Below are 12,077 nucleotides of genomic sequence, written 5' to 3'. Positions count from 1 at the left end.
ATACAGAAAGAGCTGAAGATCTTGCCCAGTAGATCGTCTGAGGTGAATTTGCCTGTGATCTCTGCTAAGGCGAGCTGGGTCATGCGTAATTCTTCGGCGAGTAGCTCACCGGCCAGGTAAACCTCTAATTGCTCTTTACCTAACATCAGGTGGCTGCTGGCCAGATCTAGGGCTTCTAAGTGACGACGACGGGCGATAAAGCCGCCTTCGAGATTGCTCTGATAACCCATAAGCGATTTAAGGTGCTGCTTGAGCGCTTCTATGCCTAAACCTGTCTTGGCCGAGATACGGAACACGGGATGGCCGCTATCTTCGGTCAGTGTCAATGACTCGCCGGTGATGTCTGCCTTGTTACGCACCACTGTGATACCGAGTCTATCGGGGAGACGCTCGATAAAATCTGGCCAGATCTCGTGTGGGTCGACGGCATCTGTGGTGGTGCCATCGACCATAAATAGCACGCGATCGGCACTGTCAATTTCGGCCCATGCGCGTTCTATGCCGATCTTCTCGACGGTATCGACGGTGTCACGCAGGCCTGCCGTGTCTATGATGTGCAATGGCATGCCATCTAGGTGTATATGTTCGCGCAGTACATCACGGGTGGTGCCTGCGACTTCGGTGACTATGGCAGACTCTTTACCCGCGAGTGCGTTAAGCAGGCTGGATTTTCCGGCATTGGGTCGACCGGCTATCACCACCTTCATGCCTTCACGGATTATCGAACCTTGCTTGGCGCTGGCCTTGACCGAGTCCAGTCGGGTGATGATCTTGTTGAGTGAGCCGGCAATCTTACCGTCAGAGAGGAAGTCTACTTCCTCATCGGGGAAATCTATGGCTGCCTCGACGTATAGGCGCAAGTTAGTGACCTGTTCGACCAATGCATGTACTTCTGCCGAAAATTCGCCTTGGAGTGAGTTCAGGGCGCTCTTAGCGGCTTGTTCGCTGGTGGCATCGATAAGATCGGCGATGGCTTCGGCCTGGGTGAGATCTAACTTGTCATTCATGAAGGCCTGTTCGCTGAATTCACCGGGTCTGGCGATGCGAATGCCCTCGGTTTCCATCACGCGCTTGATCAGCATATCCAGCACTATCTGGCCACCATGGCCCTGGAGTTCCAGTACATCTTCACCGGTAAAGGAGTTGGGTCCCTGGAAGAAGAGGGCGATACCTTGATCGATCACTTCACCCGTGGCCGTCTTAAAATCACAGTAATCGGCATAACGTGTCTTGGGTATGTGCCCCAGCATGGCCATAGCGACGTCGCTGGCCTGATCGCCGGAGATACGTATGATACCCACACCGCCACGGCCTGGGGCGGTGGCTTGTGCCACGATAGTATCTGCTGTCATTACTGTGATCCCTACGCTGAATTATGGATTAAACACTGAAAAACTCAGTCTCTCATAAAAAGAAAAAGCGGTTAATACCTAAGTATTAAACCGCTTTTCAGTTAACGCTGGTTTGGTTGCAGACTTATTTTAAGCCTTTCTTCGCCAGACCCGCGTAGATGATCTTCTGCTGGGTGATAGCCACTAGGTTACCGACTAACCAGTAAAGTACCAGACCGGCAGGGAACCAGAGGAAGAACACGGTAAATACCACAGGCATCCACTGCATCATCTTCTGTTGCATTGGATCCATGGTCGGTGCCATTGGCTGCATCTTCTGCATGACGAACATGGAGATACCCATCAGAATCGGCATCACGTAGTAAGGATCTTGTACCGATAAATCGGTGATCCATAACATGAATGGTGCATGACGCAATTCAACACTTTCTAGTAGTACCCAGTAGAGTGCGATGAAGATTGGCATCTGTAGCAAGATTGGCAGACAGCCACCCATGGGGTTAACTTTCTCTTTCTTGTACAGCTCCATCATGGCCTGACCCATCTTCTGACGGTCATCGCCGAAGCGTTCCTTCATCTCAGCAAGCTTAGGCTGTAGATTACGCATCTTAGCCATAGAGGTGTACTGCGCCTTAGTGAGCGGGAATAACATACCACGCACTGTCAGCGTGATGAGGATAATCGCCAGACCCCAGTTAGAGACCAATGACTGGAAGAACATGAGTAACTTGTTGATAGGCACTGCTATCCACCAGAGGAAACCATAATCAACTACTAGGTTAAGTGAGTCAGAGATTTCAGACAGGGCAGCCTGATCTTTAGGACCGACATAGAACTGAGCATTGATCGTCTGAGTCGCACCCGGTGCAACATCATAGATGGCGCCACGGAAACCGATATTGGCCTGACCGCCGGCACTTAAACTGGAAAAAATGGTGTTTTGGTCGTCAGCTGGTGGTATCCAGGCAGAAACGAAGTAGTGTTGTAGCATAGCTGCCCAACCACCTAGGGTCTGCTTATCCAGATTCTTGTCAGCCATATCATCGAAACTGTATTTCTCGTAACGAATGTCTGTAGTAGAGAAGGCGGCACCACGATACGTCGGCATCATCATGCTGCTTTCGCTTTCCTTGATACTGTGCTTGATCTGGCCGTACATCTGCACCTGAAGCTGCTCAGCTGTGATGTTGTCGATCACATAGTCGACATCAATCTTGAATTGACCACGGTGAAAGATAAACATCTTAGTGTACTTAGCGCCGTTGTCAGCTACATAGGTCAAGGGGACTTCGAGCGTATCCTGACCCGCAGACATAGTATATTGGCGTGATGCACTGTCGAAGTGAGCACGGCCCTTAGTGCTGCTGTCGATACCGTTACGACCGATAAGACCACTCTGAGCTATGTAGTTTATATCGTTAGTCTGTTCCAGAAGAATGAATGGGTCGTCACTTTCCAGTTCTAGCTTATGTTCAACCAAAGCCGAGAAGACGATATCACCACCGATGGGGTTAATCTTGATGATGAGTTGGTCGGTAGTCACCGTGATCAATTCTTTCGAAGCGATAACTGCAGCTGGAAGTGCTGAATCAGCATCTGGGACATCAGAACCGTGCGCGCTGCTAGCATTTGCTGCAGTCGTTACCGAACTTGTTTCGGTAGCCACTGGTTGTGGAGCTTGATCCATCTGCCACTGTTGCCAAAGCAAAAAGCTGACAAAAAGCAGACCGATAAGTAATATATTGCGTTGAGATTCCATAGCCTATTTATTACACCTGTGTTTTTTTGAGGGGACGGGGTCAATACCGCCCGGATGCAAAGGGTGGCATTTTAATACGCGTCTTGCTGTAAGCCAACTACCTTTTACAAATCCATGCAAACGAATGGCTTCGATAGCATAATATGAGCATGTTGGATGAAAGCGGCACTTATTAGCCCCCAGCAGGGGGCTTATAAATATTTGGTAGCCACGAATAATCGTGGTTGCTAGCCATTGTAGCGGCGACTGAGTTTTCGCCATAGCTTTTCTACCAATTTATGGAGCTCTGCATTTTCCATCTCTACGACGCCATTTCTGACCAAAACGACAATATCGACCGGAGGTAATTCGTGCTGATGCAAACGAAAGTTATCACGGATGATACGTTTAATTCTGTTTCGCTGGTGGGCTTTCTTAACAAAACGCTTAGCAACGGTTAATCCAATACGCGGATGTTGCTCAGAATTCGGAATAGCAAGTAAGGTTATTTCAGCGGAAGAGGCTTTGATAGGTTTTGCAAATACAGATTTGAATTGCGCGGGAGTTAACAAACGTAACTCCCGCGTAAAGGTATAGCTAGTCACTTGCATTTCTACTGTTAAGCAGAAAGACGAGCGCGACCTTTAGCACGACGACGAGCTAGGACCTTGCGGCCTCCAACTGTAGCCATACGAGCGCGGAATCCGTGAGAACGCTTGCGCTTTAGGTTGCTTGGTTGAAAAGTACGTTTACTCATTGTGGCAATCCGTCTTTATGTTAGTTGAAAAAAACCCACATTCTCAAAATTGAGTAATAGGGGTAAAAAAGAGGCCGAATTGTAATCACTTTAACAATGCCCGTCAACAAGCAAACGCATCAAGTGTCAAAATTCTAGCCATTTATTTTCTAGCCGACCTAGCCCAAGCCACCAGAAGTTGTGGATAACTCTGTGCATGACCACTACATCTTGTGGATCCAGTGATCACTTAGCCGATCTAAGTCCGCTAATTATAGATCGATTCGGATCGCTTTATAAAGCTGGTTTTGCCGCTTTTTTCAAATAATAAGATCGCTGTAGATCCTTTTGGATCTGTGTCATATGTTAAAGCTGATCTATCTGGGGATAATTATATTATAAGGATAGCGATCCTAGGGCTCTCACTATAGAATAGCCCTCTTTGTATGATCTTTTGGGGATAAGTACGTGGCGGTTACACTTTGGCAGCAATGTCTCGGACGACTACAAGATGAGCTTTCGTCTCAACAATTCAGCATGTGGATCAGACCGTTACAAGCAGAAATGGATGGGGACACTCTGGTTCTCTACGCGCCAAATCGCTTCGTACTCGACTGGGTCAGAGACAAGTATATCAACATCATCAATCAGTTTTTTACTGAGCAGCTAGGTAGTGATGCGCCTAAGTTACGTTTCGATATAGGCAGCAAGCCTGCGGCTCCACGCCCGGTTCAGGCGATGCCTGCAATGGCTCCCCCGAGAGTCCAGATGAATACCAGGCCGACCAAGACGTCATTTAATGTGAATATGCCCGAACCGGCTATCACGGCGAATCACAGAAGTAATATTAATCCGGCTTATCAGTTTGACAACTTTGTCGAGGGTAAATCGAATCAATTAGGCAAGGCTGCGGCGCAGCAAGTCGCCGAAAATCCTGGCGGTGCTTACAACCCATTATTCCTCTACGGCGGAACCGGCCTAGGTAAGACCCACCTGTTACACGCCGTGGGCAATGCCATCATCAAGAATAATCCCAATGCCAAAGTGGTCTACATGCATTCTGAGCGTTTCGTTCAGGATATGGTGAAAGCCCTACAGAATAATGCCATCGAAGAGTTCAAACGCTATTACCGTAGCGTCGATGCATTGTTTATCGATGATATTCAATTCTTTGCCAATAAAGACAGATCCCAGGAAGAGTTCTTCCATACCTTCAATGCGTTATTGGAAGGCAATCATCAGGTGATCTTGACCTCAGATAAGTACCCCAAAGAGATCGATGGTGTAGAAGATCGTCTCAAGTCTCGTTTCGGTTGGGGCTTGACCGTAGCTATCGAGCCGCCTGAATTAGAGACTCGTGTGGCCATCCTGATGCGTAAGGCGCAGGAGAGTGGTGTCAATCTACCCGATGAAGTCGCTTTCTTCATCGCTAAGCGATTACGTTCTAATGTTCGTGAACTCGAAGGGGCATTGAATCGAGTCATAGCGAATGCTAATTTTACCGGTCGCCCAATCACCATAGATTTCGTCCGCGAAGCCTTGCGAGATCTGCTGGCGTTGCAGGAAAAATTAGTCACCATAGATAACATTCAAAAGACGGTTGCCGAATATTATAAGATCAAGATGGCAGATATGCTGTCTAAGCGCCGTTCTCGTAGTGTCGCCAGACCTCGTCAGGTGGCTATGGCGTTATCGAAAGAATTAACCAACCAGAGCTTACCTGAGATAGGGGATGCTTTTGGTGGTCGTGACCATACAACTGTGTTACACGCATGTCGTAAAATTGCACAGTTGCGCGAAGAAAGTCATGACATTAAAGAAGATTATGCTAACTTGATCCGTACGCTATCTTCATAAATCTGGGAAATTGAAACTGATGAAATTTTCAATTGATAGGGATGCCCTATTAAAGCCGCTGCAATTAGTTAATGGAGCGGTGGAGAGAAGACATAACTTGCCTATTCTGGCAAACCTCTTAGTTGAAGTGAGTGGTCACTCACTTAAGATGACCGGTACCGACCTTGAGGTCGAATTAGTCGGTCAGGTTCAGTTAGAAGGCGATGTTCGCGAGGGACGTACTACCGTTCCGGCGAAGAAATTTCTCGATATCGTTAAATCACTCCCCGATCAGGTCGAGATAAAGATTGAGCAACAGGAAAATCGCCTGTTACTCAGGTCCGGTCGCAGTCGCTTTACCTTAGCGACACTGCCGGCGGAAGAGTATCCCAATGTCGAGGCGTTCGAGTCTGATATCGAATTTACCATCAAGCAGGGCATACTCAAGTCGATCATAGATGCGACTCAGTTCTCCATGGCTAACCAGGATGTGCGTTATTACCTCAACGGCCTGCTACTGGAAACCGATGGCAATGTACTGCGTGCCATTGCCACCGACGGTCATCGCTTAGCCTTGAGTCATCGTCAAATTGAGGCGACTCTGCCCGAGAAGCAGGTGATCGTGCCCCGTAAGGGTGTCATCGAGCTGCAACGTCTGTTCGAAGGTGAAGATTTAGATGTGACTATCGCCATAGGCGATAATGCCATACGCGCGACGACATCCAGTGCCGTGTTGACCAGTAAGCTCGTTGACGGGCGTTTCCCCGATTATCGTCGAGTCTTGCCTAAGGGGGGCGATAAAGTGGTTATCGCCAGTAGAAACCAGCTTAAACAGGCTCTGCTGCGCGCCTCTATCCTGTCGAATGAGAAGTTCCGTGGTGTGCGGGTACAGTTAGAAAATAACCTGCTTAAGATCACCGCTAATAACCCTGAGCAGGAAGAAGCCGAGGAGATCATCGATGTGGAATATGATAACACTCCATTGGAAATAGGCTTCAATGTCAGTTATCTGTTGGACGTGCTCAATAACTTACCCTCGGACGATGTGCGTATCACGCTTATCGATGGCAACTCCAGTGCGCTGATCGAGAATCATATCGAAGAAAATTCTATGTATGTGGTCATGCCGATGAGGCTCTAGTCTTCATTCGATGGTATAAACCCAAATTAATATTGAAGAGGCTGCTAACGCAGCCTTTTTTGTGGATGAAATCTGCCCTTTGATGTGGTCTGTGGATATGCTAATCTTCTTGGCTATTTGAATTTTACACCTGATGATTTGCACTGTTTTTATCCGTTAAATTACGCGCATCTTGTTAGTTTGCCCGAATAAGTGATTAATGAGCCATAAATGAGTCTGACGCGTCTTCATATTGAAACTTTTCGGAATATCGCCTCTGCTCAACTGCTTCCGGCCGAAGGGATTAACCTTATTTATGGTCAGAATGGCAGTGGCAAAACCAGTATTTTAGAGGCTATCTATTTTCTTGGTATGGGCCGCTCCTTTCGCAGTCATCTTTCTCAGCGCGTGATCCAACATTCGGATGATAAGTTAACCTTATTCGCTAACTTAAAAGTGCAGGATAAAGAGAGCAAGATAGGCCTGAGACGATTTCGCAGCGGCGAGACCGAGGTCAAGATTGACGGCGACAAGGTCAAACGATTATCGACCCTGGCAGAGTCTTTGCCGATACAAGTGATCACTCCCGAGAGTTTTGCCTTGCTGTTTGAAGGGCCTAAATCGAGGCGTCAGTTTATCGATTGGGGAGCCTTCCATTGTGATAAAACTTTTCATTCGGCTTGGATCAATGTAAAGCGGATTTTAAAGCAACGAAATCAGTTGCTTAAAAATGAAGCTAGCTATGCTCAGATTCAATATTGGGATCGAGAGTTAGTGCGTTATTCTGAAGTCGTGACCGATATCAGAACTCAATATGTAAACTCGTTAAATGAGCTACTAAAGGGTATAATCGAAGAGTTTCTACCTCAGGTCGATGTGAAGATTTCGTTTACGCGAGGTTGGGATAGTAAAACAGATTATGCGCAGCTCTTAGAGGCGCAATATCCCAGAGATATATCTAGCGGTAATACCGCTAGTGGTCCCCATAAAGCTGATTTGAGATTACGTGTAGGCAGCTTGCCGGTTCAGGATGCATTATCCCGGGGACAACTGAAATTGTTAGTCTGTGCACTGCGTATTGCACAGGGAAAGTTACTCAAGCAGCAAATAGATAAGCATAGTATTTATCTGGTGGATGATCTTCCATCGGAATTGGATGCGAGGCACAGGCAATTGTTGCTGCAGCAGTTAATCGATACCGGGGCACAAGTTTTTGTTACCGCCATCGATCCTGCAGCGATACTAGATTCGTTAAACACGCCACCGAGTAAGGTGTTCCATGTGGAACAGGGGCGTGTAACGGTAATTGAACAACCGACGAGAGAATAATATGTCAGAGAATAGTTACGATTCTTCGAGTATTAAGGTCCTTAAAGGCCTTGATGCAGTACGGAAGAGACCAGGGATGTATATCGGTGATACCGACGATGGCTCTGGTCTACATCACATGGTATTCGAAGTGGTCGATAACTCTATCGATGAAGCTTTAGCGGGTCATTGTAGTGAGGTTGTCATCACTATCCATGCCGATGGCTCGGTATCGGTGAAAGATGATGGGCGTGGTATCCCAGTCGAAATGCACGAGGAAGAGGGCATTTCGGCCGCAGAAGTGATCATGACCGTACTCCATGCGGGCGGTAAGTTCGATGATAACTCCTATAAAGTTTCCGGTGGTCTTCATGGCGTCGGGGTGTCGGTGGTAAACGCCCTGTCTGAGAAGTTACAGCTGACGATTCGCCGTAACGGTAAGCTCTACGAGCAGTTCTATACCATGGGCGTGCCCGATGCGCCGATCAAAGAGATTGGCGATGCGACGAGCACGGGTACCGAGCTAAGATTCTGGCCAAGCCATGAGACCTTCACTAATAATATCGAATTTCATTTCGATATTCTGGTTAAGCGCGTCCGTGAGCTGTCATTCCTCAACTCGGGTGTAGGCATCCGCTTGCTCGATGAGCGTGATAACCGTGATGAGTTTTTCCAGTACCAAGGTGGCATCAGCGCCTTCGTCGATTACCTGAACGTGAACAAGACACCGGTCAACAAAGACGTGTTCCACTTCATTCATGAACGCGATGACGGCATCACAGTCGAAGTAGCCATGCAGTGGAACGATGGTTTCCAGGAAAATATCTTCTGTTTCACCAACAACATTCCTCAGCGTGACGGTGGTACTCACCTTGCTGGCTTCCGTGGTGCCTTGACCCGTAACCTCAACACCTACATGGAGCGTGAAGGTTATAACAAGAAGGGCAAGACCAGTGCTACCGGCGATGATGCCCGTGAAGGCCTGACTGCGGTGGTCTCGGTTAAAGTTCCGGATCCTAAGTTCAGCTCCCAGACTAAAGACAAGTTGGTTTCAAGCGAAGTCAAGTCGGCGGTTGAGCAGACCATGGGTGAGAAGTTGGGTGATTATCTGATGGAGCATCCAAACGAAGCCAAGTTGATTGTCGGTAAGATTATCGATGCGGCTCGTGCGCGTGAAGCGGCGCGTAAAGCCCGCGAGATGACGCGTCGTAAGGGTGCATTAGATTTAGGCGGTCTGCCGGGTAAACTGGCTGATTGTCAGGAGAAAGACCCAGCGCTTTCTGAAATATACATAGTGGAAGGTGACTCTGCTGGCGGTAGCGCCAAGCAGGGGCGTAACCGTAAGAACCAAGCGATTCTGCCACTGAAAGGTAAGATTCTAAACGTCGAGAAGGCTAGATTCGATAAGATGTTGTCTTCTCAGGAAGTCGCGACCCTGATCACCGCACTGGGTTGTGGTATCGGTCGTGATGAATACAATCCCGATAAGACCCGTTACCATAACATCGTCATCATGACCGATGCGGACGTCGATGGATCTCACATTCGAACTCTGCTGCTGACCTTCTTCTTCCGTCAGATGCCTGAGCTTATCGAACGTGGTTATATTTACATCGCCCAGCCACCTCTCTATAAGGTGAAGAAGGGCAGACAGGAACAGTATCTGAAAGATGAGCAGGCCCTGACAGAGTTTCTGACTAACTTAGCCCTAGACGGTGGTGAGCTGCATTCTTCTGCTGACGCGCCTGCTATCTCAGGTGCACCGTTAGAGAAGTTGGTGTATCAGTATCGCGAAGTCGAAGCTATTTTTGACCGTTTAGATCTGCGTTATCCGACTCTGTTGACCGAGCGCATGCTTTATCATCCAGCCCTGAGTGCAGATGTATTAGCCGATGAGGCTAAGGTTAAGCAGTGGTGTGAAGAATTTATCGCCGATCTAACCGAGAAAGAGTCTGGCGGTGTTATTTATAGTGCCGAACCGTTTTTGGATCCTGAGCGTAAAGTGTATCTGCCCAATGTGCATATACGTAAGCACGGTATCGATACCAGCTATCTGTTTTCTTATGACTTCCTGAACTCCAGCGACTATGAGCGCATGGCTAAGCTCGCTGAGGCCCTCGAAGGACTGATAGTCGACGGTGGTTATATTAAGCGTGGTGAGCGCATGAAGGAGGTTTCTACCTTCGTCGAGGCGCTTAATTGGCTGATGAACGATTCCAGACGTGGCCTCTATATCCAACGTTATAAGGGATTGGGTGAGATGAACCCTGAGCAGCTTTGGGAAACCACCATGGATCCTGAGTCGCGCCGTATGTTGGTCGTGACCATCGAAGATGCTATCGGCGCCGATCAGTTGTTTACCTGCTTGATGGGTGATCAAGTTGAACCGCGTCGCAAGTTTATCGAAGAGAATGCGCTCAACGTAGCGAACCTTGACGTTTAAATAGGTCGTCTAAATAGATCTGCCGCGCATCTCTATTGATGCCACTGTGTGGCAAAAAGATGTTTGAGCTAACGTTTAGTGCTAAAAGCTAAAAGCTAACAGCAAAAGAGAAAAATAAAAGCCCTAGAGAAATCTGGGGCTTTTTTGTACATGGACCTTTTTTATAGAGTGCTTATCCCCGGAGTACAGGAGGTACTAGGAGGGGGTTTATGTCTGGAAGTATTTATCCCCGAGGACCATGGGTGCCAGATGTTCCCGACATCTGTAGCGCATTTCCACCCTCCTTGGTGGTCATGGTCTAGGAGGGGGTTTATGTCTGGCCATTAATGTTCCCTTTGTTTGAAAGTAAAAGGTATAGGCATTCACGGCATGACCCATAGGGATATAGGTAATGTCTTTCAAGCGTATGGACGCTTAAGACAGGGTTTTATTACTTAAAGCATGTTGAATAATATTTATCTCATTGTTATGCTTGTGCTTCTTAATTGTTGAATGGAATCATTGCAATGAAAAAATCGAGTAAATTAGCCATATTATTTTTCTGTTTTGGTGTATTTAATCCAGCTACTGCTGAGCCTGTAGATTTAGATTGTGTCTGTGATAGCGACACCTGTTACTGTCAAGATAAGTGAGGTTAAACCAATGAAAATAACAATCGCTATCTGTTTGTTAGTCGGCAGCGTTATTGGTGGTGCTATTGCTGCGCCAATGACTTGTGAGTCAAGCAAGTGTGATCGAACTCATGGTGGCTGGATTTGCCCTATAGAAGCTTGTAGATAAATGCCGGAAGCGCAACATATGAAATTATTCTCACCTATTATAACTATAACGTTAGCCTTGGTTATCGGGATTGGTTTTATTTATTTTTATCCTGTTAATGAACTAGATAAAAACCTTGAAGCAGCCAAAAATGATGCTAGTGTTCAAGAGGAAGTTGTAGCTGATATCGTCATTAACTCATTGATAATTTATGAGCCTCACACTGATTTTTATGATGTTGCTTCCGCAGCTGCTAATCATCACCTTGAACCCGATCTTCCCAATGATGAACGGGTAGCTGTAGAACTGAAGTCAATACATTTACCTAGAGTTGTTTTAGGTGATGACAAATACCAGCAGTTATTTGAGATTTATTCCTTGAAAAAAGGCCCATTTTTCCATGATGGGGTGATGTATCTGCCGCGTCATAATAACCAGGGGATTGCCTTTAACGGCATGCCATCGGACGTTGCCAAACTGATACTGTCAGATCCAGATCAGTACCTGGAGCTGGTGGTGAGTAGTTTCACTGAGACCGAGGCGAACTGGGTGTCGAATTGGGGGGGGGGATTTGATGAACTGGATATTAATTATCACTACTGTAAGCCATCATCTTGTCTGATCCGCGCGTATCATAATTCTGTATTTGAAACTATTGATTATGTAGAGGCTTTTAAAGTAAGCAACCCAGATCTCGAAGTTGAAGAGCATATTATGCGCAACGGCTCTATGGTATTGGTGTACAGTAAAATCTAAGGGTTGATTTTTTAGTTAAAGCTCGGGAG

General features: G+C 47.1%; 10 protein-coding genes. 5 read left to right on the top strand and 5 right to left on the bottom strand.

Annotation, left to right across the window (positions count from 1 at the left end):
- The 5 genes from mnmE to rpmH all read right to left on the bottom strand — a co-directional run.
- The coding region (gene mnmE / locus HRU42_RS04630; protein WP_295029169.1) for a tRNA uridine-5-carboxymethylaminomethyl(34) synthesis GTPase MnmE at window positions 1–1,352 on the bottom strand (1,352 nt) is incomplete at its 3' end.
- 124 nt (window positions 1,353–1,476) lie between these two features.
- Complete coding sequence (gene yidC / locus HRU42_RS04625) at window positions 1,477–3,111, bottom strand: membrane protein insertase YidC (protein ID WP_295029168.1); 1,635 nt, start codon at window positions 3,109–3,111, stop codon at window positions 1,477–1,479.
- Window positions 3,112–3,114: 3 nt separating this feature from the next.
- Window positions 3,115–3,372 carry a membrane protein insertion efficiency factor YidD gene (gene yidD, locus HRU42_RS04620; protein ID WP_112351386.1) on the bottom strand — a complete coding sequence of 86 codons (258 nt, stop codon included), beginning with the start codon at window positions 3,370–3,372 and terminating at the stop codon, window positions 3,115–3,117.
- Complete coding sequence (gene rnpA / locus HRU42_RS04615) at window positions 3,339–3,695, bottom strand: ribonuclease P protein component (protein ID WP_144049173.1); 357 nt, start codon at window positions 3,693–3,695, stop codon at window positions 3,339–3,341. Before rnpA ends, yidD begins: the two co-directional genes overlap by 34 nt.
- Window positions 3,696–3,709: 14 nt before the next feature.
- Window positions 3,710–3,847: a 50S ribosomal protein L34 gene (gene rpmH, locus HRU42_RS04610; protein WP_006083827.1), complete on the bottom strand. Its 138-nt coding sequence runs from the start codon at window positions 3,845–3,847 to the stop codon at window positions 3,710–3,712.
- 447 nt (window positions 3,848–4,294) lie between these two features.
- Here rpmH and dnaA point away from each other — a divergent pair, with 447 nt between their 5' ends.
- From dnaA to HRU42_RS04585, 5 genes are all read left to right on the top strand, one after another.
- On the top strand, window positions 4,295–5,683 hold the full coding sequence (gene dnaA / locus HRU42_RS04605) for a chromosomal replication initiator protein DnaA (protein ID WP_295029167.1): 1,389 nt from the start codon (window positions 4,295–4,297) through the stop codon (window positions 5,681–5,683).
- A 19-nt stretch (window positions 5,684–5,702) separates the two neighbouring features.
- The gene (gene dnaN / locus HRU42_RS04600; protein WP_295029166.1) at window positions 5,703–6,803 is read left to right on the top strand and encodes a DNA polymerase III subunit beta; all 1,101 of its coding nucleotides are present in this window, start codon (window positions 5,703–5,705) and stop codon (window positions 6,801–6,803) included.
- Between the two features lie 210 nt (window positions 6,804–7,013).
- A complete protein-coding gene (recF, locus tag HRU42_RS04595) occupies window positions 7,014–8,111 on the top strand; it encodes a DNA replication/repair protein RecF (protein ID WP_295029165.1) in 1,098 nt (365 codons plus the stop codon).
- A gap of 1 nt (window position 8,112) precedes the next feature.
- Window positions 8,113–10,533 (top strand): DNA topoisomerase (ATP-hydrolyzing) subunit B, encoded by a 2,421-nt coding sequence (gyrB, locus tag HRU42_RS04590; RefSeq protein WP_295029164.1) that lies wholly within the window; start codon window positions 8,113–8,115, stop codon window positions 10,531–10,533.
- Between the two features lie 780 nt (window positions 10,534–11,313).
- The gene (locus tag HRU42_RS04585) at window positions 11,314–12,048 is read left to right on the top strand and encodes a hypothetical protein (RefSeq protein ID WP_295029163.1); all 735 of its coding nucleotides are present in this window, start codon (window positions 11,314–11,316) and stop codon (window positions 12,046–12,048) included.
- Window positions 12,049–12,077: the final 29 nt, after the last annotated feature.

Origin of the sequence: Shewanella sp., assembly GCF_013214165.1 — a bacterium.
Classification (GTDB): domain Bacteria; phylum Pseudomonadota; class Gammaproteobacteria; order Enterobacterales; family Shewanellaceae; genus Shewanella.
Note: the sequence above shows the minus strand (reverse complement) of the source record. Positions and strands in the feature narration are given on the sequence as shown.